Source organism: Zoogloea sp. (genome assembly GCF_028693495.1).
GTDB lineage: Bacteria > Pseudomonadota > Gammaproteobacteria > Burkholderiales > Rhodocyclaceae > Zoogloea.
In genome coordinates this window covers 1-25,527 of the sequence record NZ_JAQUVG010000005.1, presented here as the reverse complement: position 1 = coordinate 25,527, position 25,527 = coordinate 1, and the positions used below count along the sequence as shown (strand labels likewise).

The 25,527-nt window shown below is 63.4% G+C and carries 21 protein-coding genes and 1 pseudogene; 7 read left to right on the top strand and 15 right to left on the bottom strand.

The genetic code is table 11. The annotated features are described in order from the left end of the window. Positions 1 to 40: 40 nt before the first annotated feature. The 12 genes from PHD22_RS01790 to PHD22_RS01735 form a co-directional block, all read right to left on the bottom strand. On the bottom strand, positions 41 to 1,483 hold the full coding sequence (locus tag PHD22_RS01790; RefSeq protein WP_299861408.1) for a bacteriohemerythrin: 1,443 nt from the start codon (positions 1,481 to 1,483) through the stop codon (positions 41 to 43). Next, on the bottom strand, positions 1,480 to 4,161 hold the full coding sequence (locus tag PHD22_RS01785; RefSeq protein WP_299861405.1) for a response regulator: 2,682 nt from the start codon (positions 4,159 to 4,161) through the stop codon (positions 1,480 to 1,482). The genes PHD22_RS01790 and PHD22_RS01785 overlap by 4 nt, the downstream gene beginning before the upstream one ends. 176 nt (positions 4,162 to 4,337) lie before the next feature. Beyond that, entirely contained in the window at positions 4,338 to 5,420 is a 1,083-nt protein-coding gene (locus tag PHD22_RS01780; RefSeq protein WP_299861402.1) for a chemotaxis response regulator protein-glutamate methylesterase, read from the bottom strand. After that, complete coding sequence (locus tag PHD22_RS01775) at positions 5,417 to 5,923, bottom strand: chemotaxis protein CheD (RefSeq protein WP_299861399.1); 507 nt, start codon at positions 5,921 to 5,923, stop codon at positions 5,417 to 5,419. Before PHD22_RS01775 ends, PHD22_RS01780 begins: the two co-directional genes overlap by 4 nt. Then, a complete protein-coding gene (locus PHD22_RS01770) occupies positions 5,920 to 6,753 on the bottom strand; it encodes a protein-glutamate O-methyltransferase CheR (RefSeq protein WP_299861396.1) in 834 nt (277 codons plus the stop codon). The genes PHD22_RS01775 and PHD22_RS01770 overlap by 4 nt, the downstream gene beginning before the upstream one ends. A gap of 7 nt (positions 6,754 to 6,760) precedes the next feature. Continuing rightward, on the bottom strand, positions 6,761 to 7,351 hold the full coding sequence (locus PHD22_RS01765) for a chemotaxis protein CheD (RefSeq protein WP_299861393.1): 591 nt from the start codon (positions 7,349 to 7,351) through the stop codon (positions 6,761 to 6,763). A 25-nt stretch (positions 7,352 to 7,376) separates the two neighbouring features. Further along, positions 7,377 to 7,961, bottom strand: a complete 585-nt coding sequence (locus tag PHD22_RS01760) for a chemotaxis protein CheW (RefSeq protein WP_299861546.1) — start codon at positions 7,959 to 7,961, stop codon at positions 7,377 to 7,379. A 14-nt stretch (positions 7,962 to 7,975) separates the two neighbouring features. Next, positions 7,976 to 10,708 (bottom strand): methyl-accepting chemotaxis protein, encoded by a 2,733-nt coding sequence (locus PHD22_RS01755; RefSeq protein ID WP_299861390.1) that lies wholly within the window; start codon positions 10,706 to 10,708, stop codon positions 7,976 to 7,978. Positions 10,709 to 10,734: 26 nt separating this feature from the next. Then, positions 10,735 to 12,909: a chemotaxis protein CheA gene (locus PHD22_RS01750; protein ID WP_299861388.1), complete on the bottom strand. Its 2,175-nt coding sequence runs from the start codon at positions 12,907 to 12,909 to the stop codon at positions 10,735 to 10,737. After that, the gene (locus PHD22_RS01745) at positions 12,902 to 13,216 is read right to left on the bottom strand and encodes an STAS domain-containing protein (protein WP_299861386.1); all 315 of its coding nucleotides are present in this window, start codon (positions 13,214 to 13,216) and stop codon (positions 12,902 to 12,904) included. Before PHD22_RS01745 ends, PHD22_RS01750 begins: the two co-directional genes overlap by 8 nt. A gap of 23 nt (positions 13,217 to 13,239) precedes the next feature. After that, a complete protein-coding gene (locus tag PHD22_RS01740) occupies positions 13,240 to 14,523 on the bottom strand; it encodes a methyl-accepting chemotaxis protein (RefSeq protein ID WP_299861384.1) in 1,284 nt (427 codons plus the stop codon). A 6-nt stretch (positions 14,524 to 14,529) separates the two neighbouring features. Beyond that, the gene (locus PHD22_RS01735; RefSeq protein ID WP_366520665.1) at positions 14,530 to 14,895 is read right to left on the bottom strand and encodes a response regulator; all 366 of its coding nucleotides are present in this window, start codon (positions 14,893 to 14,895) and stop codon (positions 14,530 to 14,532) included. Between the two features lie 378 nt (positions 14,896 to 15,273). Between PHD22_RS01735 and mnmG the strand changes: the two genes are divergently transcribed. From mnmG to PHD22_RS01715, 4 genes are read left to right on the top strand one after another with little or no spacing between them, the layout of a single operon-like run. After that, positions 15,274 to 17,178, top strand: coding sequence for a tRNA uridine-5-carboxymethylaminomethyl(34) synthesis enzyme MnmG (gene mnmG / locus PHD22_RS01730; protein WP_299861380.1), 1,905 nt, complete (start codon positions 15,274 to 15,276; stop codon positions 17,176 to 17,178). After that, positions 17,175 to 17,810, top strand: a complete 636-nt coding sequence (rsmG, locus tag PHD22_RS01725; RefSeq protein ID WP_299861378.1) for a 16S rRNA (guanine(527)-N(7))-methyltransferase RsmG — start codon at positions 17,175 to 17,177, stop codon at positions 17,808 to 17,810. Before mnmG ends, rsmG begins: the two co-directional genes overlap by 4 nt. 1 nt (position 17,811) lies before the next feature. Next, on the top strand, positions 17,812 to 18,585 hold the full coding sequence (locus PHD22_RS01720) for a ParA family protein (protein WP_299861375.1): 774 nt from the start codon (positions 17,812 to 17,814) through the stop codon (positions 18,583 to 18,585). A gap of 7 nt (positions 18,586 to 18,592) precedes the next feature. Then, the gene (locus PHD22_RS01715) at positions 18,593 to 19,468 is read left to right on the top strand and encodes a ParB/RepB/Spo0J family partition protein (RefSeq protein WP_299861372.1); all 876 of its coding nucleotides are present in this window, start codon (positions 18,593 to 18,595) and stop codon (positions 19,466 to 19,468) included. 278 nt (positions 19,469 to 19,746) lie between these two features. On the opposite strand, the gene PHD22_RS01710 is transcribed toward PHD22_RS01715, so the two are convergent. Beyond that, complete coding sequence (locus PHD22_RS01710) at positions 19,747 to 19,959, bottom strand: hypothetical protein (protein WP_299861369.1); 213 nt, start codon at positions 19,957 to 19,959, stop codon at positions 19,747 to 19,749. Between the two features lie 104 nt (positions 19,960 to 20,063). After that, positions 20,064 to 20,714 (bottom strand): Crp/Fnr family transcriptional regulator, encoded by a 651-nt coding sequence (locus PHD22_RS01705; protein WP_299861366.1) that lies wholly within the window; start codon positions 20,712 to 20,714, stop codon positions 20,064 to 20,066. Between the two features lie 46 nt (positions 20,715 to 20,760). Here PHD22_RS01705 and PHD22_RS01700 point away from each other — a divergent pair, with 46 nt between their 5' ends. Next, positions 20,761 to 22,740, top strand: coding sequence for an adenylate/guanylate cyclase domain-containing protein (locus PHD22_RS01700; protein WP_299861363.1), 1,980 nt, complete (start codon positions 20,761 to 20,763; stop codon positions 22,738 to 22,740). Positions 22,741 to 22,864: 124 nt separating this feature from the next. After that, a pseudogene (locus tag PHD22_RS16885) lies at positions 22,865 to 23,269 on the top strand (hypothetical protein); the annotation flags it as partial. Positions 23,270 to 23,803: 534 nt separating this feature from the next. Here the strand turns inward: PHD22_RS16885 and PHD22_RS01690 are convergent. After that, positions 23,804 to 25,162 carry an IS1182 family transposase gene (locus tag PHD22_RS01690; protein ID WP_299861358.1) on the bottom strand — a complete coding sequence of 453 codons (1,359 nt, stop codon included), beginning with the start codon at positions 25,160 to 25,162 and terminating at the stop codon, positions 23,804 to 23,806. 163 nt (positions 25,163 to 25,325) lie between these two features. Between PHD22_RS01690 and PHD22_RS01685 the strand changes: the two genes are divergently transcribed. Continuing rightward, on the top strand, positions 25,326 to 25,527 hold a 202-nt coding region (locus PHD22_RS01685), incomplete at its 3' end, for a hypothetical protein (RefSeq protein ID WP_299861355.1).

The window sequence follows — 25,527 nt, the reverse complement described above, 5'->3', positions numbered from 1 at the left end:
CTCAGGCCGGGTTTCTCACCATGGCAAGTACCTTTCGACCTCACCCGGGTACGCGGATGGGAAGAAATACCCGGAACCGGCTACCCTTACCCAGGATGCTGCTGACTTCAATCCGTCCTCCATGCTGGCGGACGATCCGGTAGGCGGACGACAATCCGAGCCCCTTGCCCTGGCCCACGGGACGGGTCGTGAAGAAGGGCTCAAAGATGCGGGCGCGGGTGGCCTCATCCATGCCGCAACCCGTGTCTTCAATCTCCACCAGCAGCAGCGGAGCAAGGGCTCTCGCCCTCACGGTGATCGTGCCGGGGGCGGAACACAAGGCGCGGGCTGCATTGTCCAGGAGGACCCTGAAGACCTGAGTGATCAGCGCCGGGTTAGCGGCTACCGACGGGAGCTGATCGTAGCTGCGAATCACCTCCTGACCGGGCTGCAGACCTTCCACCACCTCCCGGACTGCCGTGTCCAGGAGAGGGGTCAGAGCCTGCGCCACCCACTCCTCCGGAGCGGGCCGGGCAAGTTCCTGGAGCGAACGGACGATTTCCGAAACCCGCTCCACCCCACGGCTGGACTCGTCGAACAGTGACGGCAGGTCCTGCCGGATGAAGTCCAGGTCACTGCCCTTCCGGGCGACGTGCCACACATCGGCCCTGGGGGAGTCCGGAGCGATGCGATCAGCCGTATCCACCAGCGCCACGAGACGGTCCGCATATTCCCGCAGAGTTCCCAGGTTGGACGCCACAAACCCCAGGGGATTGTTGATTTCATGGGCCACACCCGCTGCCAGCTGTCCAACGGCGGCCATCTTGTCGGCCTCCAGAAGGCGATCCCGGGTTTCCTGGAGGGTGCTCAGGGTTTGACGCAAGCTCCGGTTGGCGTCAGTCAAGGCCAGCGTGCGCTCGGCCACCCGCTGCTCCAGGCTGGCATTGAGCCGCGCCAGCTCCTGATTGCGCTCGGCCACCAGCCCCAGCAACGTACGAACAGCGCCTACCAGGGCCGCGTTACCAGGGTCGCGCCCCTGACTGAACGCCTCCTCGAATGCCACAGCCGCCGGCACTCCATCGGCAATCGCCCGTAATTGACGGGCCATGCTCTGATCGGTGTCCAGGATGTGGAAGGTCAGCCAGCTGGTCACGAAACGATGGAGGGTCGGAACCACCCGGGCCGGGTCCGCTGTATCGCGCATTTCCTGGACCTGGGTCACGAAATCCGCATGGCTCTGACGGTGGGCACCCGTATGGCGTGCATCCAGTCCGGCACGCTCCATCAGGGCTTCTTCGGTGGCGAAGTGGTGGGCTGCGTAACTGGCCAGCCCATCCAGCACATGCTTCAGCTCTGCCTGGGTGATTTCGGCGCCACTGGCTGCGCGCTGGGCCAGTGCGTTGATGAGGTCCACCAGCTTGTGGTGCTGGGCATCCACATCCTCAAAACCGGTTTCAAAGTAGTCCGCCCAAGGGAAAGGGGCAATGGACTGCGTTCCAGTCATGACGGATCCTCCAGTTCCAGCTCGCATTGAATGACGTTTACCTGCGCATCCTGCGTCCGGCCCAGCCATTTCAGGAGCATGGCCTGCAACATTGCCGGCTCTACCGGCTTGCAGAGGAAATCGTTCATGCCCACCTCCAGACAGGCCTCCTGGTCCTCAGCAAAGGCGTTGGCCGTCATCGCAACGATAGGCAGCCCGGCCCGTTCGGGCCACTGACGGATCCTCCGGGTCGCCTCCAGGCCATCCATTTCAGGCATCTGCATGTCCATCAGGACCAGATCATACCCGCCGCTCCAGACCCGATCGACAGCCTCCGCACCGTTGCTTGCCAACTCAACCTGGACCCCCATCTCGGCCAGCAGATGTACGGCCACCTCCTGGTTCAGGAGGTTGTCCTCCACGACGAGGACTTTCCGGCCCTGCAGGCAGTCGAGGCCGGCCTCGACCATCGGCGCTTCGACCCGGGGCCGGGGAAGCAGAACCTTCTCACGACGCTCTAGGCGCGCAGTAAACCAGAAACAGCTGCCCTCTCCCGGACTGCTCTCGCACCCGGCCTCCCCCCCCATCAGGCTTGCCAGATGGCGGGTCAGCGCCAATCCCAGCCCGGTTCCCCCATACTTCCGGGTAATGCTGGCATCGGCCTGCTCGAAGGGCAGGAACAGGCGGGCCTGATGCGCCGGGTCGATCCCGATGCCCGTATCACGGACTTCGAAACGAACCAGCAGGGTCCGGACATCTTCTGCCTGCACCCGTGCGGACAGGCTCACCCCACCTGTCTCGGTGAATTTGACCGCGTTGCTGAGATAGTTGAGCAAAGCCTGACGCAAACGCGTCATGTCGCCCCGCACGACAGGCGGTACGCCGTCGAGCCGCGAATGGAAGCTCAGCTGCCGGGCTGCCAGCCGATCGTGGATCAACGAATGGGCCTGATTGAAGAGGGTCTCTGGTGCAAAGTCGATCTGCTCCAGCACCAGCTTGCCTGCCTCAATTTTCGAGATATCGAGAATGTCGTTGATGATCGACAGGAGATGGGTGCCCGCGTTGCGGATCTTGGCCAGGCGCACCTGTTGCCCCCCGTCAATCGCACTGCGCTCCAGAAGACCCGCCAGCCCCAGAATGGCATTCATGGGCGTCCGGATTTCATGGCTCATGTTGGCCAGAAAGTCCGTCTTGGCCTGACTGGCAGCCTCGGCCCGGTGACGGGCCTCGGCCAGCTGAGCCGTACGCTCGGCCACCAGTTCCTCCAGGTGCTGGCGGTAACGCCCAAGCTGTGCGTCAAGCTGACGGTTTTCGGTCACATCAAAAAAACTGCATAGCAGCACATCACCCACCATGCTCCCCGACACCATGAGAATGCGCTCATTCCCATTCTTGCAGGTGATCCGGCACTCCTGCTGCGCCACAGGCCGCTGACTGGCCACCGCAGCCTCCACGCCGGCGCGCCAGCTGTTGATCATCCAGGCCCGGTACTGCGGGTCGGGGTAGGCTTTGCACCACCAGGCAGCCAGGTCCGGCACATCCTCTGGGGTATAGCCCAGCACCTCCTGAAAACGCTGATTAAGCGCCTGCACCTGCCCCTCCTGACTCATCAGGGCCAGCGGCAGCGGGGCGGCCTGAAAGAGCTGACGAAAGCGGGATTCACTCGCCTGCAGCGCAGAAACCTCCCGATGCCTCAGGATGGCCACGGCAGCCACTTCGACGACCTGCCTGGCCAGCTCCAGCTGGAACTCCGCGGGAGATGAGACCTCCCGGGGGTACATCCCGAAAGCACCCAGGAGATCCCCTCCCTGAGTGAAGATCGGCAGGGACCAGCAGGCGACCAGACCAAAACGGGCGGCCACCTCCCGAAAATCTCTCCACAGGGGGTCACCGGCAACATCGCGGACAATGACTGGCTCGCCCCTGAAGGCGGCCGTACCACAGGCCCCCATCCCCTCTGCCACAGAGAGCCCATCGACGATCCGGTTGTAGGCCTCGGGCAAGCTGGGTGCTGCCCCCGTATATAGACGACCACTCCGGGAATCGAGGATCAGCAGGGAGGCCCTCACTCCAGGCATCAGAGCCTCCAGCCCCCGAGCCAGGACCTCAAGGGTTTGCTCGAGAGGAGCGCCAGAAGCAACCATTTCGAGGGCCTGGCGCTGGGTGCTCATGGCCAGCTCCACCCGCTTGCGCTGCGTGATGTCAATCCAGCTTCCCACCACTTCCACCTCATCCGGCCCGATCTGATCTCCCAGCCGGATTTCATCCCGCAACCAGATGTACTCTCCATCGGGGCGGGCAAAGCGGTATTCGTGGGCCACCTGCCTTTCTCGCAGGACTCTGCCCACCATGGGTAAGGCCGCCTCCCGGTCATCCGGGTGCACCTGGGCGAGCCACCAGCCTGGCACCATGACCTCTTCGTGCGTGTAGCCGAGAATCCGCTGGACATTCTCGCTGGTCATCACCGGAACCGCCTGCCCCCCCCTCAGACGCAGGGCATACAGGATGGTTGGACTGGCTTCCATGAGCTGGCGCAAACGATTCTCGGCGGCCTGTCCGTCACCCGGGACAAGCGCCCTTCCGGTTCGATCCAGCAGGGCCGCACAGGCCTCATCCTGCCGGGAAGCAGCGTCCCACCGGGAGGATGCAGCCGCCCTGGCGGGAGGATCGTCTGGCAGGGGAGCGGGCGGGCGGGACATGGCGGAATCTCTTGAAATGTCGGAACAAGCATCAGGCGTTCAGGGTACAGGCCCCCGACTCACCTGACAAAAGCCGCCCAGCCAGCGGCCCGCTCGACTGCACAGGCAGTACGCACCTATTTTAGCGTTAGGCCAAAGACAGGTGAAACACTCCTCCCGCGGCAGGCAGCGGCGATTTAGCCCGCCGACAGGGCGTGACGACTCCAGGCGAGCAGTGCTGCGGGAATCTCTTGAAGGGGCAGGACCGTCTGCACGGCACCGCGCTGGATGGCCTCCTTCGGCATGCCGAAGACCACGCAGGTTTCCTCCGCTTCCGCCAGTGTCGCCGCCCCCGCGTCGAGCATTTCCTTGAGGCCCAGGGCCCCATCGTCACCCATACCGGTCATGATGATGCCCAGCGCGTTGCCGCCAGCCACCCTCGCCACCGAGCGGAACAGGACATCCACCGAGGGCTTGTGGCGGTTGATCAAGGGTCCATCCACCACGCCCACATGGTAGCCTCCACCGTCCCGGGCCAGTTGAAGGTGGCGCCCTCCGGGTGCAATCAACGCCAGCCCAGGCTCGACCCGGTCGCCATGACGCGCCTCGCGGACCCGCAGGGCACACAGCCCATCCAGCCGGCGGGCGAACATGTCGGTAAAGCCGGAGGGCATGTGCTGGACGACCACAATGCCCGGAACCTCTGCGGGTAGCGCCGTCAACACCGCCTCCAGGGCCTGAGTACCCCCGGTGGATGTTCCCATCGCGACGACCCGGGTACGATCAGCGTTGCGAACCAGACTGGGGCCGCGCGGAAGGTCCTCCAGGGTCAGTTTGGGGCGTGGCGCGGGAGCAACGGACCCCGCCCGCGGCACACGTGCCCGTGCAGCGGCACGCACGGCCGCCACCAGACTGTCGCTTTCATCCTGAAGATATTGCTTGAGCCCCACCTTGGGCTTGGTCACAAGACCCACTGCACCGGCAGCCAGCGCTTCGAAGCTGGACTTCGCCCCCTTCTCCACCAGGGTTGAACAGATCACCACCGGCGTCGGCCGCTCGGCCATCAGCTTGCGCAGGAAGGTCAGCCCGTCCATCCGCGGCATCTCGATGTCCAGAACGATCACGTCCGGCCATGCGCGACGCATTTTCTCGATTGCAAAGAGGGGGTCCACTGCGGTGGCCAGCACCTCCATGTCCGGCTCGGCCGCGATGACCTTACTCGCCACCTGACGCACAATGGCCGAGTCATCGACAATCATCACGCGGATCGGACGCTTCATGCCCGGGCCTTGCCGTCCAGGGCGCGATGAGCCAGCCAGACATGACCGGTCCACAAATCGAAGATCAGCTTGCGGTGCCCTTTCCCTCCACAATGGGTCACGCTCGGGTTGTAGCCGTGGTGCGCCAGCAGGGCATGGGCGCTGTCTACATTGCGGCGGGCAATATCCATGACCCGGGGCGTCTGCCCGGTCGCACTCAGCATGTTGCCACCACCGAACACCTTCACCTCGAACTCCCCGGGCCGGCAGCCAACCCCCTCCAGCTCACGGTCGAAAAGGGCCAGCGCCTCGTCGGCATAACGTCCATCCAGGGGAGCACCGGGCGAGCGGCTACGGGAAGGAAGCATGTAATGACACATGCCCCCAATCAGGCGCCGCGGATGCCACAGGGTGATGGAAATGCACGAACCCAGCAGGGTGGAAATGCGCGTACGCCCTCCCCCGAAATGAAAACCGCCCGGCTGCAGGAAAACCTCCCGGATATCGTCACCAAACTCGATCATGGTTTCCGGTAGATGGTTGCCCGCACTGACTCGAGTCCCTGCTGGATCCCATTGAGGGTTTCCGAGTGACCAATGATCAGGTGTCCGCCGGATTTGAGGCGCGGCAACAGGTTGCCGACCACCTTGCGCTTGGTCTCCATATCGAAATAGATCATCACGTTGCGCAGAAAGATTACCTCGAAATCACCGATCTCCGGATCGACAGGCTGGGTCAGGTTGATCTGATAGAAGGACGTCCGGCGTTTCAGATCCGGAGTGATCAGAAAAGTGCCGGAGTGGGACCGAACACCCTTGAAGCAGTAGCGGGTCAGGTAGTCCGGGGGGATCCCTTCGTTGCGCTCGAGCGGATAATGGCCCGCCGCAGCCTTGGCCAACACCTGGGTGCTGATGTCGGAACCCACCACCTCCCACGGGGCATGGGGCATGCATTCTGCCAGCAGCATGGCGAGGGTATAGACCTCCTCCCCGGTGGAGCAGGCTGCGCTCCACACCCGGAAAGGGGTGGAATTCCTGCGCGGACGGATGATTTCGTCACGGAGGAACTCGAAATGACGCGGCTCCCTAAAGAAATAGGTTTCGTTGGTGGTGAGGAGGTCCACCATCACCTGCAGTTCCTCCGGGTGCTGCCCGGTAGCGAGCATCCGGTAATACTGGGAGAACGTGGCGAAGTTGTAGTGCTTGAGGCGCCGGGACAGGCGCCCGACCAGCAATACTTTTTTGGCGTCCGACAGGCTGATCCCGGCAATCTTGTAGATCAGGCGCTGAAACAGCGCAAACTCCTGGTCGGTGATCGCAGCACTCATGGAGGAGCTGACAACGGGACCGTTCATGGCAGGCTCAAAACAATTCAACGTTGTCGTCAGGAGGCTTCGGCTTCGCGAGGGTTGCCGCGTAGGCCCGCTCCTCCCGGGCGATGACTTCAGCCGTGGCATGGGAGGTCACGATGCGTTTGCACCAGGCATCCCCGCTTGCCGGGAGGAACAACACCTTGCGTGACCAGGGCCCCAGGAAATCCGAGGCGACGATGGGGATTCCTTCCCGCTGCAGCCAGTCACGGGCAAATTTTGCATTGCGCTGACCGATCGCCAAGGACTGCCCCGAAGTTTCGATGATGGTGCCACCACCGAAAGCCTTGGCCTGGAGTCGTGGCTTGCGGGCGCCCTGGGTCAGCAAGGCATTGAGCAGGGCCTCCATCGCGTAATCCCCGGCCAGCAGTGAGTCCACCTCGCTGTTGGCACTGCGCTGGAGGTTGGGCAGCATGAAATGGTTGATACCGCCCACCCGGGCCTGGACATCAAACAGGCAGACCGCCACGCAGGAGCCAAGCAGGGTAGACAGGGGCCGCTCCCGCTCCACCGCCCAGGCACCCGGAGCAACGTTGCGGGACAGACGCTCGATCTCCCGAGCTGGCAGGCTGGCATAGTCCATGGGATCCGTCCCCTCAGGCGGAGACTCAATCCTGAACTGGAGAGCCCGTAGCCACTTCGGGGAGCGCCGGAGTAGCAAGGGTGGCCAGGGAGGCAATCTCGTCCACCGACAGAACCTTGGCGACTTCCAGAATGATCACGAACTTGCCATTGACCTTGCCCATGCCCCGGATGAAGTCGGCCCGGATCCGGGCACCAAACGAGGGCGGCGGCTCAATCTCGGAGGCTGGAATCTCCAGCACCTCCGAGACTGCATCCACCACCACTCCCACATCCTGGCGTTCGTCGTTTTCGGTCAGCTCGATGATCACGATGCAGGTGCGCCGGGAAATCTCCGAGCGCTTGCCACCGAAGCGGCTAGCCAGGTCGATGACGGGCACCACGGCGCCCCGCAGGTTGATCACGCCACGGATGAAGGGGGGCACCATCGGGATTTCGGTGACGGTACCGTACTCAATGATCTCCTTGATGTTGAGGATGCCGACGGCAAACATCTCGCCGCCAAGCAGGAAGGTGAGGTACTGGGCAGGGCTGGTTTCCACCCCAGCCGGAGTCTTGGCTCCGGCTGGGGTGATCTGGCCCGCCGCGGTGGGCAGCGTGGACATGCTCAGGCTCCTTTCGCCGCTCAGAACTTTTCGAAGTCGTTCTCGTTGAATGCGAAACCGGCCACCCGGGCGCCTGCCTTGGGCTTGACGGTCGCACTGCGGGATGCACTGGCAGGTGCGGCCAGGGCCAGATTACGCCCCATGTTGCGCTCGTCAATGGTGAAGAACAGCATCAGTTGCTGCAGTTGCTCGGCCTGACCGCCCAGTTCCTCGGCGGTGGCTGCCAGTTCTTCGGAAGCCGAGGCATTCTGCTGGGTGGCCTGGTTGAGCTGGTTCATCGCGTTATTGATCTGAGCGACGCCGGACGACTGTTCCTGGGAAGCCGAAGCAATCTCCTGGACCAGGTCGGAAGTCTTGCGGATCGACGGCACGATCTCATCAAGGAGATGGCCCGCACGCTCGGCCAGACCAACGGAATCCCCAGCCAGTCCACCGATCTCCTGAGCTGCCACCTGGCTACGCTCAGCCAGCTTGCGCACCTCGGCAGCGACCACGGCAAAACCCTTACCGTGCTCGCCGGCCCGGGCGGCTTCAATGGCTGCGTTCAGGGCCAGCAGGTTGGTCTGGTAAGCGATGTCATCAATGATCCCGATCTTCTGGGCAATCTTCTTCATCGCATCGACGGTGTTCTTTACTGCATCCCCCCCCTCGGTGGCTTCCACCGCGGTCTTCGAAGCCAGGCTGTCGGTGACCTTGGCGTTCTCGGCATTCTGGTTGATCGAGGCCGACATCTCCTCGACGGACGCGGACGACTCTTCCACGCTGGCGGCTTGTTCGGACGACGACTGGGACAAGGACTGGGCCGTGGCCGACACCTGGCCGGAGGCGTTGGTCAGCGCATCGGCCGCAGTGCGCACCTGGGTGATGGTGTCGGAGAGCTTGCCGACGGTGTTGTTCACCGCGTCCTTCAGGGCCTTGAAATCGCCCTGGTAGTCGTTGGCGATGTTCTGGGTCAGGTCGCCCTGCTCGATCGAGGTCATGATCCGGCGCACCTCGTTGATCGGGCCGACGATGGCGTCCAGCGTGCCATTGACGCCATCCACGATTTTGCGGAAATCGCCCTGGTGCTGGCTGCCGTCGGCACGGGTCTCGAGGCGGCCGGCAATGGCGGCAGCGGACAGCAGGTTGGCATCGGCCACGAGCTTGTTCACCGCCTCGATGCAGGTATTGAGGTTGTTCTTGATGGTGTTGAAGTCACCGTTGTAGCTGTCGGTGATCTTTGCCGGGATGTCGCCCTTGGAGATCCGGTCTACATAGTTGGCGGCCACGTTGAGGGGTCCGATCACCGCGTCCAGGGTACCGTTCACCCCTTCCACGATGCGGCGGAAATCACCCTGGTGCTGGGACGCATCGGCACGGGTCGCCAGCCGGCCATCCACGGCAGCCTTGGACAACACGACCGCATCGGCCACCAGCTTGTTCACTGCCTCGATGCAGGTGTTGAGGTTGTTTTTGATGGTGTTGAAGTCGCCGTTGTAGCTGTCGGTGATCTTCGGCGGGATGTCGCCCTTGGAGATCCGGTCTACATAGTTGGCAGCCACGTTGAGGGGCCCGATCACCGCGTCCAGGGTGCCGTTCACCCCTTCCACGATGCGGCGGAAGTCGCCCTGGTGCTGGCTGGCGTCGGCGCGCGTGGCCAGACGGCCTTCCACCGCCGCCTTGGACAGCACGCCCGCATCGGCCACCAGCTTGTTCACCGCGTCCACGCAGGTGTTCAGGTTGTTCTTGATGGTGTTGAAGTCACCGTTGTAGTTGTCGGTGATCTTGGCCGGGATGTCGCCCTTGGAGATGCGATCCACGTAGTTGGCCGCCACGTTCAGAGGGCCGATCACCGCATCCAGGGTGTCGTTCACCCCTTCCACGATCTTGCGGAAATCGCCCTGGTGCTTGCTGGCATCCGCGCGCGTCGCCAGACGACCTTCCACGGCGGCCTTGGACAACAGGCTCGCATCAGCAGACATGGCCTGCACGGAACGCTGCACCGCCCCCACTGCATTGACGACCTGGCCGACCTCATCCTTCGCATCGCTGGCCAGGTTGAAGCTGAAGTCACCCACCGCCATCTTCTTGGCGGCATCCACGACCTGGGTGACCGGACGGGTAATGCTGCGGGTCAGCAGGAAGGCGATCACCACGGCCAGCGCAATGGCCAGCAGGGACAGCGAGATCAGCAGGGTCTGGGCGGCGGCGGCCAGTTCGACCGCGGCATCACCCGTGCTCTTTGCGCCTGCGACCTGAAACTTGGAGAACTCCTCCAGAGCCCCGTTATAGCTGGCGGCCGCCTCACCATATTCGCCGAACAAGAGCTGAACTGCTTTGTCCTGGTTGTATTGAGGCGAGGACGTATCCGCAACCGACAACAAGCGCTCCACCACCGCATTGAAGCGGGCTCGTGCCTCCTGGGCCTTGGTGAGGAGCGCCTTGCCCTTCTCGGTATGCACCATCGGCGCCATTTCCTCGAGGATCTGCGCGTTACGACTGCGGTACTTGGCGATGTCCTCAAGCTGCTTTTTCTCCATCGCCTTGTCGTTACTCATGATCATGTTGCGCGCACCCCGTCCGATGAGCTGGACGTTGAGGCGGACCTCCTCCGTCTGCACGATCTTCGGCAGGCGTTCCTCGGCGAGCTGCACCACATGCCCGTTGAGGATGTTGATACGCGAGATCGACACGATGGAGATCGTTGCCAACAGGACGAGGACAAAGGCAAATCCCAGGCCCAGGCGAACTCCGATTTTGAGGTTCTTGAACATGATGGTCTCCGGATGATGCAGAAGGTTCAGGCGCTACGTTGTTCGGGTCGGGCCAGGAGGCGCTGCTCGGCCTGGCCAGAAATCTTGATGAGGGCGGAAATGTCGAGGATCAGGGCCACTTCGCCGCTGCCCAGGATGGTCGAGCCACCGATGCCTTGCAGGTGGCGGAACAAGGCACCGAGGGGCTTGATCACGGCCTGCAGTTCTCCGGCCAGGCGGTCCACCACGATCCCGGCGCGCTGGCCGGCGTACTGCACCACCACCACGCTCTCTCGCGTGGGGCGCTCACCGGGCAGGTTGAAGCTGTCGCGCAGGCACACGGCCGGCAGGACCTGGCCCCGCAGGTTGAAGTAGTTGCGGTCGTGCTCCGCCACCGGACGCTCGATGCACTCCACCACGGCATCCAGCGGAATCACATAAGAGCGGTTGGCCGACACCACCAGGAAACCATCAATGATGGCCAGGGTCAGGGGCAGACGCAGGGTCAGACGAGTGCCTTTACCGGGCTGGCTGTCCACACTGATGGTCCCGCGCAGGGCCTGCAGGTTGCGGCGTACCACATCCATGCCGACCCCCCGACCGGACAAATTGGTGACCTGCTCGGCAGTGGACAGTCCGGGGGCAAAAATGAGGTCGTAGACTTCCCGATCGGAAAGCTGGACATCAGGCTCCACCAGACCCCGCTCGATCGCCTTGGCCAGGATGCGATCACGATTGAGACCCGCCCCGTCGTCAGCCACCTCGATGACGATATTGCCGGCATCGTGGTAAGCGTTGAGGGACAGGGTGCCACGGGGATCCTTGCCCGCCGCCTCCCGGACCACCGAAGGCTCGATGCCGTGATCCAGGGAATTGCGCACCAGATGCATCAGGGGGTCACCGATTTTCTCGACAATCGATTTGTCGAGCTCGGTGTCTCCTCCGGAAATCACCAGATCGACATCCTTGCCCAGATCCTTGCAGGTATCCCGCACCAGGCGCTGGAAGCGGTTGAAGGTTTCACCGATCTGCACCGTACGGAGTTGCAGGGAGGCATCCCGGATCTCTTCCACCAACCGGGTCAGCAGGGAAGAGGACTCGATCAGCTCTCCATCCCGCCGGGTGTGGGCCAGCAGGCTGGTGGCCGCACCGGCGATCACCAGCTCACCAACCAGATTGATCAGGTGATCGAGCTTGTCTGCGGGAACCCGGATCAATTTCGCTTCGTGGGCCTTCTTTTCGCTGACCTGGGTCTGCTTGGCCACGGCGGCCGCCACCAGTTCGGGCTGAACCACCTGTTGGGCCACCAGGATTTCACCGATCGGCTTGTTCTCGACGGCATCCTCGGCGCTGGCAGGCGTGGTCTGGGTACGCAGTCCTTCGGCCAGTTCCTCCGCCGTCAGGGCGCCCACCCGGACAAGGATCTCGCCCAGTCGCAGGGAGTCCTCGGGCAGACCTTCGATCAGGTCCAGGTAATCCCGCACCTTGCTGTTGGGGGGCAAAATGGCCAGCCGGCACTCGTCCCGCACAAAGGCGAAGACATCTTCGATCGCCTGCTTGTCGGCCGTCGACTCCAGGGCGATCTCGAAACCCAGATAGCACAGCTCTGGGTCCATTTCCTCGGCCGCCGGCATGGTGTCGGCCAGGGTCTCGATGTGACGGATCTGACCCACGGTTTCGAGAAAGCGCAGGAAATTCTCCGGGTCCATGCCCTGACGCAGCACATCCGGCCCGAAGCGCAGCGATATATGCCAGCACTCGTGCCCCCCTTGCGGGGACGGAATGCGCTGAACCGCCGGCTCGACCGTCTGGGGGCTGGTAGCCGACACCTGTCCGCCTGGCCCGTACTCCCTCAGCCGTGTCAGCAGACTGGCACTACGGGCCGCGATCTCCTCCGTGGGCAGTTCGGTGGTGCCCGCTTCGGCAGCCACCAGCAGACGCAGCTGGTCGGTGCAGGCCAGCATCAGCGCCGCCAGCTCGGTGGTCACTGCAATTTCGTGGTTGCGCAGGCGGTCGAGCACGTTCTCCACCACATGGGCAAAGGACTCCACGCCACTGGCCTCCACCATTCCAGCCGCCCCCTTGATGGTGTGGGCAGCCCGGAAGATGCTGTTCAGGATGGTTTCGTCGTCCGGACGGTTCTCCAGCTCCAGCAGCAGCGACTCGAGCGCGTCCAGTTGCTCCCCGCTTTCCTGCACGAACACCTGCTTGAGTTCATCCATGATGGCTGCGTCCCTCCTGGGCTGCCACGACAAGGGGGTCGCCAAACCAGGCGGCCAGATTGTAGAACTCGATCAGGGACTGCACTGCCGGGCTATGGGCGGCAATGGCCAGCACCTTGCCGGCAGCACTGGCCTCGCGCTTGACCAGCATCAACAGCTGACAGCCTGCCGAATCCATATGCTCCACACCGGACAGATCAAGCTCGATCCGGTCATGTCCCTGAAGGCTCTCCAGCAAGAGCGGCTTGAGTTCGGCCACTCGGTAAATCGTGAAATCTTCGGCGAAGACGCGTCGGTTCGTGCTCATCAGACTCTCCAGGGCTTGCGGACTCAGAACAATTCCACGGCAGGCCCGTTGTCGTTGCTGCCGGCGGCAGAAGCCGGGATCGCACGGCCGCTGCGCAGGGCATGTTCGTCACGCTCCCTCTGCATCACGTAACTCTCGAACAAACGGTCAATCTGCTCCGTCATGGCGGGAATGTCGCTGACCTGCACACGGCCTTCCAGGCAACCGACCAACTGGAGCAGATGCGCGTCGAGACGCTCCAGAGCCTCGATCACATGGCCCACCTGCTGACGGGTCACATCCTGAAACTGGACGCTGGCCATGGTATTCATGAACATTTCGGCCAACCGGCTGCTCGACGCCTGGAACACATCGAGAATACGACTCTCGTGTTCGAGCAACTGGTTGTAACTCTGGCTGACCTCATCAAACTGCTCGGCTACCGTACGCAGGGCCTGCTCTTCAGCATTCCCGAGGGACTGATCCAGCTGGTCGCGGAACTTGGACTCGATGGTGTGTACCACCCGCTCGATGCCCTCATTGATCTTCACCACGGCCTGGTCGGTCTGGCCCGCCAGCTTGCGCACCTCGTCGGCCACCACGGCAAAACCGCGCCCAGCCTCCCCCGCCCGGGCGGCCTCGATGGCTGCGTTGAGGGCCAGCAGATTGGTCTGCCCCGAGATTTCACGGACAAGATTGACGAACTGAGCCAGGGAGCGGGCCTCGTTGAGGGCCGCCATCACGTGCTCCTGCTCCTCCCCGACGTTCTCGAGCCGGGAATGGATGTACTTCTGCAAAGCCACGAGGGTCGTCTGATTCCGGGCGGCACGGCTGTTGGCTTCCTCGACGATGTGGCTGGATTCGGCCGAGAACGTGCGAACCACCTCATCCAGATCCCTGACAACCCCATCCACCGCCTGCAGACGCTCGACCATGCCCAACGCGGCGGCCTCGGTCTGCTCAGTGACCGCATGGAGCTGCCCCACAAGAATGCCGTTCAGATGGGGCATCTGTTCGAGGGACTTGGCCACTTCCATGGCGACGGCGCTCCCTCGATCCACCTCCTTGCGGGCGTTCAGCAGGGCATTCTCGGAGCCGTAACTCGTATCCCGGTAACGGGCAATCGACAGGAGATGGTGAGACATGAAACTGACCAGCACCGCAAAGGCCGCACCGGCAGCATCACCCAGCGAATGGCTGAGCCCGAACCGGTCAAGCAGGAACTCGTGGTAGAAGGGGGTCGCCAGGTACACGACGCCAAACACACCCAGCGCTGTCACCACCGACAGCAATACCCGGTACCGCCAGGACCTGTTCTGAAAATACATGTTTGCTCAGCGCAACACGAGCTTGATCGTGTTGAGCAGGGTGTCCGCTGTTGCGGGTTTGACGATCCAGCCTGAAGCACCGGCGGCTTTCGCCTCGGCACGTTTGCTCTGCTGGGACTCCGTGGTCAGAAACAGGATGGGCATGAAGCGCAGTTCGGGACGCAGACGGACCTGCTTGATGAACTCGATGCCATTCATCCCCGGCATGTTCAGATCAGTAATCAGCAGATCAGGCTTGGTCCCGCCCGCGAGCTTGCGCTGACCATCCTCCGCGCTGTTGGCGGTAACGACCTGAAAACCGGCCTTGCTCAGAATTCCGGAAATGGACAACAAAACGGTGGCCGAATCATCGACCAGCATGATGGTTTTCACAAAAAGACTCCCACGTTCCGGCGCCAGCACCTGGAACACAATATGCTACAAAAACGATCTTAGTCCCCATTAAAACATGCAAGCATGACGGTCTTCCTTCGTTTTTGTAATTTTCATGTATAAGCCGATTTACGGATGGGTCGGCGCAAACTTTAAGGCCACGCCAAACGGCCATTGCCAAGTGCAACTCTAAAACCCGCTGATTACATCTTCAGTCCTTCTTTTTTCTCCATCTTCAGCCTCCCCGAAAACCTCCAGAACCGCGATAAGCCGTTGTAAAAAAGCCGGTTTTCCCCCTTCCAGCAGAGGCCGGCCCTGTTATTTTGCAGCGCAAGGTCGTATCATTGCCCTCCCCCGAAGATCTTTCCCCGCTTTCCGATGCTCCATCCCACCCGATTCGACGTCATCGTTGTCGGCGGCGGCCATGCCGGCACCGAAGCCGCACTGGCAGCAGCCCGGGCCGGGTGCGCGACCTTGCTGCTCACCCACAACATCGAAACCCTCGGCCAGATGAGCTGCAACCCGTCCATCGGCGGCATTGGCAAAGGTCACCTGGTCAAGGAAGTGGACGCCCTGGGGGGAGCCATGGCTGCCGCCACCGACGAAAGCGGCATTCAGTTCCGCATCCTCAACGCCAGCAAGGGCCCGGCCGTGCGTGCCACCCGCGCACAGGCCGACCGGGTGCTGTACAAGGCCGCCATCCGCCAACGCCTCGAGAACCAGCCAAATCTGTGGCTGTTCCAGCAGGCCGTGGACGATCTCACCGTGGTGGGAGACCGGGTCACCGGCGTTGTCACCCAGATCGGGCTGCGCTTTGAAGCGCCCGCCGTAGTGCTCACCGCCGGCACCTTCCTCAACGGCCTGATTCACGTGGGCATGCAGAACTACTCGGGCGGCCGCGCCGGCGATCCTCCTGCGGTCAGCCTCGGCCAACGCCTCAAGGAACTCGCCCTGCCTCAAGGCCGCCTCAAGACCGGCACACCGCCGCGCCTCGACGCCCGCACGATCGACTTCTCGGTGATGCAGGAGCAGCCCGGCGACGATCCGGTGCCGGTGTTCAGCTTTCTCGGCAGCGCGGCCCAGCACCCGCGCCAGCTGCCGTGCTGGATCACCCACACCAACAACCGCACCCACGACATCATCCGTGCCAACCTCGACCGCTCGCCGATGTATTCCGGCGTGATCGAAGGCGTGGGCCCGCGCTACTGCCCGAGCATCGAAGACAAGATCCACCGCTTCGCCGACAAGGACAGCCACCACGTCTTTCTCGAACCCGAAGGCCTGGACACCCACGAGATCTACCCCAACGGAATTTCCACCAGCCTGCCCTTCGACGTGCAGCTGGACATCGTCCGTTCGATCCGCGGCCTCGAAAACTGCCACATCCTGCGCCCCGGCTACGCCATCGAGTACGACTACTTCGATCCGCGCAACCTCAAGTCCAGCCTCGAAACAAAATCGATTTCCGGCCTCTTCTTCGCCGGCCAGATCAACGGCACCACCGGCTACGAAGAAGCCGCCGCCCAGGGCCTGCTGGCCGGCATCAACGCCGCCTTGCAGGTGAAGGGGCAGGAACCGTGGTGCCCGCGCCGCGACGAAGCCTACCTGGGCGTACTGGTGGATGACCTGATCACCCGGGGCGTTTCCGAGCCCTACCGCATGTTCACCTCCCGCGCCGAATTCCGTCTCAGCCTGCGCGAGGACAACGCAGACCTGCGCCTCACCGAAGCCGGCCGCAAACTGGGCCTGGTGGACGACATCCGCTGGGCGGCCTTCTGCCGCAAGCGCGAAGCCATCGAACGCGAAAGCGCCCGCCTGCGTGTCACCTGGGCCACCCCGGCCAGGGTGCCCGCGGAGACCGCTGAAGCCGTGCTCGGCAAGGCCATCGAGCGGGAATACGCCTTCTTCGAGCTGCTCCGCCGGCCCAGCGTCAGCTACGCGAGCCTGATGACCCTGCCCGGTGCTCCCGAGACTCCGGAAACAGACCCTCAGGTGGTCGAGCAGCTGGAAATCGCCGCCAAATACCAGGGCTACATCGACCGCCAGCAGGACGAAGTCGCCCGCCAGATGAATGCCGAGGCCACCCGACTGCCACCGGACCTGGACTACACCACAGTTCGCGGCCTGTCCAAGGAAGTCCAGGGCCGCCTCAACCAGCACAAGCCCGAAACCATCGGCCAGGCCAGCCGCATTCAGGGAATCACCCCGGCGGCCATCAGCCTGCTGCTGGTATGGCTCAAACGCAGCGAACTGGCCCGAGGCCGGGAGCAGAGATCCGCATGAACACCCGTCAGACCCTCGAACAGGGCATCGACGCCCTTGGCCTGACCCTGGCCGACGATGCCGTCGACACGTTGCTGGCGTTTGGCCAGTTGCTGATCAAGTGGAACAAGGTCTACAACCTCACCGCCATCCGCAACGAGAGCCAGGTCATCACCCACCACCTGCTCGACTCCCTGTCGGTGCTGCCCCATCTGAGCGGCGTGCACCGTCTGGTGGACGTGGGCTCCGGCGGAGGGCTGCCCGGCGTAGTGCTGGCCATCTGCCGTCCCGGGCTGCAGGTGGATTCGGTGGAGACCGTGCAGAAGAAGGCCGTCTTCCAGAACCAGGCACGGATCGAGCTCAAACTGCCCAACTTCCGTGCCCACCACGCCCGAATCGAGCAGTGGCAGCCGGACTATGCTCCCGGGCAGCCGGACGGCATCATTTCCCGGGCCTTCGCCGACCTGGCCGACTTCGTGACCCTCACCGCCCACCTGGCTGGCCCGGACACCCGACTCCTGGCCATGAAGGGCCTTTACCCGGAGGACGAGATCACCCGCATCCCGACCGGCTTCCGGCTCGACGGCAGCACGCCCCTCGACGTTCCCGGCCTTGACGCGGAACGTCACCTGATCATCGTGAAACGAACCTGACATGGCCCGCATCTTCTGTATCGCCAACCAGAAAGGCGGCGTCGGCAAGACGACCACCTGTGTGAACCTGGCCGCCGGGCTTGCCGCCGCCAAGCAGCGCGTCCTGCTCATCGACCTGGACCCCCAGGGGAACGCCACCATGGGCAGCGGCATCGACAAACGAGGGCTGAGTAAATCGGTCTATCACCTGCTGGTAGGGCTGTGCACCGTGGCGGAATCCCGGGTCCGGTCCGAATCCGGCGGCTACGACGTGATCCCCGCCAACCGGGATCTGGCCGGCGCCGAAGTGGAACTGGTCGGCCTCAACCGCCGCGAGAACCGCCTGCGGGATGCGCTCTCCCTGCACCAGTCCGAATACGACTTCATCCTCATCGACTGCCCTCCGTCCCTTTCGCTACTGACCCTCAACGGCCTGTGCGTCGCCCATGGGGTGATCATTCCGATGCAGTGCGAGTACTACGCCCTGGAAGGCCTGTCCGATCTGGTGAATTCCATCAAGAAGGTCCACGCCAACCTGAACCGGGACCTCTCCATCATCGGTCTGCTCCGGGTCATGTTCGATCCCCGGGTCACGCTCCAGCAGCAGGTTTCCGCCCAGCTCGAAGCCCACTTTGGCGACAAGGTGTTCAAGGCCATCGTGCCCCGCAACGTGCGCCTGGCCGAGGCTCCCAGCCACGGCATTCCGGGCGTCACCTTCGACCGCAGCGCCAAGGGGGCCCAGGCCTATCTGGCCTTCGCCAAGGAACTCATCGCCCGGGTCAAGAGCCCTTCCTGAGATATTTATGGCAACTCCGAAACTCAAAGGCCTGGGCCGGGGGCTTGACGCCCTGCTGGCTGCCAATACCGATGAATCCGACCAGGAAAAGGGTGAGCTGCAGACCCTGCCCGCCGCGGAACTGCAGCAGGGCAAGTATCAGCCCCGCACCCGGATGGATCCAGGCTCCCTGGAGGAGCTGGCAGCCTCCATCAAATCCCAGGGGGTCATGCAGCCGATCCTGGTACGCCCCATCGGCGGTCCCTTTGATGCCAAGCGTTACGAGATCATTGCGGGCGAACGGCGCTGGCGCGCTGCCCAGCTGGCCGGGATGAGCGCCCTCCCCTGCCTTGTCCGGGAAATTCCCGATGAGGCAGCCCTGGCCATGTCGCTGATCGAGAACATCCAGCGGGAGGATCTCAATCCGCTGGAGGAAGCCGCCGGCATCCAGCGTCTCATCGATGAGTTCAGCATGACGCACCAGCAGGCTGCCGATGCAGTCGGCCGCTCCCGCCCAGCCGCCTCAAACCTGCTGCGTCTGCTCCAGCTGGCTCCTCCGGTGCAGGAGTTGCTGATGGCCGGGGATATCGATATGGGTCATGCGCGCGCCCTGCTGCCGCTGGATGGCGCCACCCAGGTGGGCCTGGCCAATCTGATCGCAGCCAAGGGCCTGTCGGTGCGCGAAGCTGAACGCCTGGCTCACCAGGCTATCAACCCCAAGACCAGAACCGCAACGCCCGCCCCAGACCGGGATATCCTGCGCCTGGAGGAAGAGATCGCCGACCGCCTCGGGGCCACGGTAAAAATCAAGGCCAACCAGAGGGGCGCAGGCGCCGTGACCATCCAGTTCGGAAGCCTGGATCAACTGGACGGCTTGCTGGAAAAGCTGAACCTGAAACAGTAGGGAAGAGCCGGCACGCACCCGCGGGATGCGCGCCACGCTTCAGACAAACATCCGCACACAAGGGCTCCTGTGCAGAACTGGCCCTGTGCCGCAATGGTGCATCACCCGATGCGACGGGATGAGCCCCGGCCTGATGGAGCTGCACCGGCCTGACGTCTCCCCGAGGGGGTATTGCCAGACATGCTTCTTCCCTTCAAATCAGGAGATCCGGTGCCTTTGGAAGGCCCCCGGAAAATCATCTTCTGGCGTGTTCCCAGGGTACGGTTGGCCACGAGCAGTCAAGCCTTCCGCTGGGCTGCGTCCGCGGCGGCCACCTCATCGAGGGTGCTCTCCTCCGTCACACCGGACACTTCGGCAAAATACCCGCACAAGGGGCAAACCCGGCCTGGCGGACAATCGTGCTCCCGGGCACACTGACCTTGAGTCTGGTCGGTAAGGACCATCTCGCGTACCGCTTCGCAGCGGCTGATGGGCGAATCGATGAACGACATGACGTATCTCCCCTGATTGAATTCCTGTAACTTCAGTCTAGCCAAGAGAGAGACAAATGTCCTTGCGCAAAAGGGGCTCATCTGAGAGAAGGCTGCCTGCCCGGTCACCAGTTGTGAGGAAGCTTGCGCTTGAGCAGGATGCGCTGGTGTTCAATCTCGATATAGCCCCCCGCCGTCAGGTCACGCAGGATCCGATTCACCATCTCCCGGGAAGCGCCAACCATGTTGGCCAGATCCTGCTGGGTCAGGCGGCGCTCTATCGTCATCATGCCATCCTTCTCCACTGCGAGCCGGTTGAAGACCCTGGCGATACGGCCGAAGACGTCCACCAGCGCCAGGGAACGGACATCATCGGTGAGCGCACGGATGCGTGCCACCAGGTTACGCACCACCACGCTCATGGAAGGCGGATGGCTTTCAATCAACTCGAGGAAGGCCGAACGGGGAACCTGCAGAAGTTCACTGCGAGTCAGGGCAATGACCGATGCGGAACGAGGCGCATCATCCAGCAGGGCCAGTTCGCCAAAATAAGCTCCGGGATCCAGCAAGGACAAGGTGACCTCACGCCCGGCATCATCCGTCAGAAAAGCCTTGAGGGATCCATTCTGGACGACAAAAAGGCTCCCCCCCTCGTCGCCCTCGTTGACGACGATGCTGTTCGCCGCAAAGCTACGTACCCGCGACCGGTCCATCAGCATCTCGAGGCGATTCGTCTCGACGCCTTCAAACAGATCGATCTGTTCCAGAAAATGCACGGTTTGCTCCCTGTTTCCCGCTGGCTCCTTGCCGGACGCCTGTCCCATGCAAGTTAAATCCGTCACGCGCTGGATTCTTGTTGTAGCGACAGTGCTTGGCTCCACCCTCGCCCTGCTTCCATCCCTGGCCGGCCTGGAAAACGGCCTGGGGCTGGATCTCTTGTATGGCCTTCGGGGCGCACGCACGCCTCCCCGACCGGTGGTGATTATAGCCATCGATTCCCGTTCCGCCCGCATCCTGGGCCAATCGGAGCGTCCGGAGCGCTGGCAGCGCAGCCTCCACGCACAGCTGGTGGACGGCCTGAACGCAGCCGGCGCCCGCGTGATCGGTTTCGACGTACATTTCGAGCGGGCCCGGGAGGCGGACCAGGATGCCGCACTTGCCGCCGCGATCCGCAGGACTGGGCGGGTCATCCTGGTGGAGAACGTCACCCGCGAAACAATCGATGGCCCCGGTGGAGAACGCCTCGCCCACCTGGACAAACGAACCCTGCCCCTCCCCCTCCTGGCGGCATCGGCCAAAGCGACCGGCCCATTCGTCCTGCCCAAGACCCAGCACGGGATCAACGAATACTGGGGCTACATACCGGGCGTGGCCGACCATCCCTCCCTGCCGGTGCTGATGGCCCGGGAAATGGGCACGCCCCACCTGGCAGGCCTGGACAATCACCCTCGACCGCTCAACCTGTACGGCCCCATCGGCACGATCCGGACGCTCTCCTATGCCGATGCACTGGCACTCCTGGACGATCCCGCACAGGCCGTACACACCTTCCAGGACAAGGCGGTGCTGGTGGGTTTTTCCGAATCCAACCAATCCCGCCAGTCGGATATCTTCCATACCCCCTTCAGCCGTGACGACGGGGTAGACCTGAGCGGCGTCGAACTGGCCGCCACAGCAGTCGCCAACCTGCTGGACGGCAGCGCCCTGCGGCGTCTCCCCCCTCCGGCAGAGACCCTGCTGATACTAGGCTGGGTCCTGGCCCTGACCCTCCCCTGGCTGCTTTTCGGCACGCGCCGGGCACTCCTTGCCAGTGCCCTGCTGACCCTCAGCTGGCTGAGTGTCGCTGCGCTGGCCTTCGCTGGCACCCACTGGTGGCTGCCTGTGGTGGTGCCTGTTATGGTCGCCCCCCTGCTGATCACGGCCGGCGGACTGCTGCTGCATGTGCATGCCGCACGACAACGGGCGCAGCACCTGGAACATGCCCTGGACCTGGGACTCACCCGACGGGGCAGCGAAAAGCTGGCTACCCTGCTGCAGGGCCAGGAGGGCGGCCGCACCGTGCATGGGGTCTGCCTGTGCAGCGATATGGTTTCGTACACCCGTTTTTCGGAGGGTCTCGATCCAGAGGCCTCACGGAACGCCCTGAACCGCTACTTCGAGCTGTTCATACCGATCGTGGAAACCCACGGAGGGCACGTGATGGACATCGTCGGAGACGCGGTGATGAGCCTCTGGCTGGCCGACGACTCCGCCCTGGATGCCTGCCGCCGGGCCTGTCAGGCCGCCCTCGCCCTGGATCACCTGATGAACGATGCCCAGGCCCCCAGCGGCGCTCACCCCACCCGCTTCGGTCTCCATTACGGTCCGGTCTTTCTGGGGGAGGTCGGCAACGATCAGCACCGGGAACTGCGCGCCGTCGGCGACATCGTCAACACCACCAGCCGCATCCAGGGCTGCAACAAGATACTGGGCACACACATCCTGGCCTCGGCAGCCGTATGCGGGCGCTCCGCCCTCCCCCACCGCAATCTGGGCAATTTCCTGATGGCAGGCAAACAAACCCCGGTAGAGCTCCACGAGATTCTCTCCCGACCGCTGCCCGCCCCTCATGCAGCCCTCTTTGAAGACATTCGCCTGACGTATGCCGCCAGCGCTCCCCATGCCACACTCAAGGCCAGCGAGGCCTTCCTGAGCCTGGCGCCGGAAGACGGGCCCACACGTTTTTTCCGCCAGAGAAGCCAGGAACGACTCCGGGGTCTTCACCCCAGTGACGAAGGCTGCGTGATCCTGGCAACCAAGTAAATCGACAGAAACACATAAAACCCATAGAAAATCATCTGTTCGAGTGATTTTGTTCACTTGCGACAAACGCTAAAATCGGGGCTCCTGTTCCCGCCCGGGCAAACCATCGCCCATCCAAACGCTCATGTCCCCACACCCGGCGGCCCTCCGCTCCCTGCCCCTGGCAACCCTGCTCGCCACCCTGCCCTGGAACACCCTGGCCTGCGAGCTCCCGGTCGGCAGGCTGACAGCCGCAGAGGGGCGGATTGAGATTCGTACGGCCGGCAGCCCCCGCTGGCAGCCGGCCACCCTGCGTCAGACCCTCTGTCCGGGCGATCAGGTTGCCGTCCGTGGCCCCGGCCGGGCAGCAGTGGTGCTGGGACAGGACGTACTGGTGCGCCTGGACCAGAACACCACCCTGACCCTTCCCGACGGCCCCGACGCAGGGACAATGAAGCTGCCCAGGGGTGTCGTTCATGTGATCAGCCGCTTCAGCAAGCGCTTCGGAGTCGTCACCCCCTTCGTCAATGCTTTCGTCGATGGCACCGAATTCACCGTCACCGCCGGTGAGGACACAGCCCGGGTCGTGGTTGCCGAAGGCCGGGTCCGCACGGACAACCGCGAGGGTGAAACACGCCTCACCGCAGGCCAGGCCATCGAAGCCCGCACCGGCAGCGCACCGGCCCCCATCACCATGCGCCCCCTCGATGCCGTGGCCTGGGCGATCCACTACCCACAAGTGGTACGACTCTCCGGCACCGACATGGCAGACCTGCCGGAAAGCCTGCGTGCCCCGGCGATCCTGGCTCAGCAACAGGCTGCCCGCGGCGCCTTCCGGGATGCCCTGGACACCCTTTCCCCCCTGAGCCATCTTGAAACGTGGCCCCACCTGACCGCCTTCAAGGCGGGTATCCTGCTCGGCCTTGGCCGCAGTGACGAGGCGGCCTCTCTAGCAGCCTGTCGGACTTGGTGTCCGTGGGGCGCTCCACTGCGCGCTGGATTTCATAATGCGGTAAATGGTTCGCATATCAGGGTCAAATGGGTCGATTTTTGCGCGAAATCGCAATGCCTCTGTCTTATTTCCTCACTGCGGACGCAATACGGCCATGCGCTTGAGGTTCCACGCCAGGCAAACCAAGGTCCATTCGGCGCGCACATTATTGAGGCCGCGCAGCAGGAATTGACGGAAGCCCATCACCGATTTGATGATTCCGAACACCGGCTCCACGGTTTGTTTGCGCAGCGCATACGCAGCCCGGCCCGCACGGCTCTTGAGAGCGTGCTTCATCTGTTCGACCTGACTGGCCGACGTCTCGAGCGGCGCGGGCTCCTCGAACCGACTGCGCCAGTGCGGATGGTGCACCTCGCGCCCCACCGCGATCAGCGGTTGAACCTTGGCGTCGTGGCAGCTCTTGACGTTGCGTTCGCTGAAATAGCCGGTGTCAGCGAGCAGTTGTTCGGGTTGATTGAGCCCTTTCGGTAACGCCTGGATGCGCGCGAGCATCGGCGCGACCTGCTCCTTGTCGTTGCCTGCGGTGGTGACGTGGGGCGCCATGACCAGCATCGATTCGGTATCGACCACGGCTTGGGCGTTGTAGCACTGCTCGAAGCCGTCACCGGCAACCTTCATGATGCGCGAGTCATCATCGGTCAGGTTGATCTGATCGTCTGCGCGTGGGCCGGCCTGCGGCGGCTTGGGCGGCTTGCCGCCGGGCTTCTTGCCTGTGGTTGCTTGCTTTGCCTGGCGCTGGGCCATTTTGGTTTCGTACTCGGACTGCTCTCGTTCGAAGCGCTCCTTGGCGCGCGCCTCGATCTTGGCTTTGGCTGCGGCGATGGCGGCCAGGCGCGTTTCGCGGCGTGCAATCTCCGAAGGCAGATCCACCCCGTCGGGCACATTGCCGTGATCAGCCGCCTCGGCCAGCTTGAGCAACTCCTGTACTTCGCCCTTCAACTGCGCTTCGATCTTCTCTGCGTGGCCGTAGGAAAGCGCACTGTGTCGAGACGCGTTGGCGTGGATCTTGGAGCCGTCCAGACTGACCGTCCCAAAGCGCGAGAGCTGGTTCTCGCGCGCCACCTGCAGTACCTGAACGAAGATGGAGGCAAACTGCTCGCCAAAGCGCCGGCGAAAACTTGCCAAGGTGTCATGGTCGGGGTGCTGATCGCAGGCAATGAAGCGGAACGCCAGCGAGTCGTAGGTCGCCCGCTCGATCTTGCGGCTCGAGTGCATCCCCGTCGCGTAGCCGTAGATCAGTAGCGACAGCAACATCGCCGGGTGATAGGCGTCGCTCCCGCGCCCCGCATAGGCTCGCTCCAGTTCCGATAGATCCAGCCCTTCGACCACGTCCACCACGTAGCGAGCCAGGTGAGACTCGGGCAACCAGTCCTGCACTGAGGGGGGCAACAGGTAGTCCGTATGCCGGTCAATCGGGCGAAAGCGGCTCATGCTCTCAAGCTCCAGGGGCGATGCCGTATTTTACCGGGGATAGTCCGACAGGCTGCTAGGCCGGGCCTTCAACAATGCCCCCCATGCCAGCCTGCTGGCCACCGCGGCCATTGCCCAGGTCGCCCGACACGCGCCGGAAGCCGGCAGCACCGCCCGCCAGGCGGTGGCCCTCGATCCGGCCTCCCCGGCTGCCCGCCTGGCCTTGAGCTACGCACAACAGGCTACCCGGGATCTGCCCGCGGCCCTGGAGAGCGCCCGGGAAGCAACTCGCCTGGCGGACGACAACGCCCTGGCGTGGGCCCGCCGGGCCGAACTGGAACTGGCCACGGCAGACGCGGCTGCCGGCGCGGCATCCGCCCGGAAGG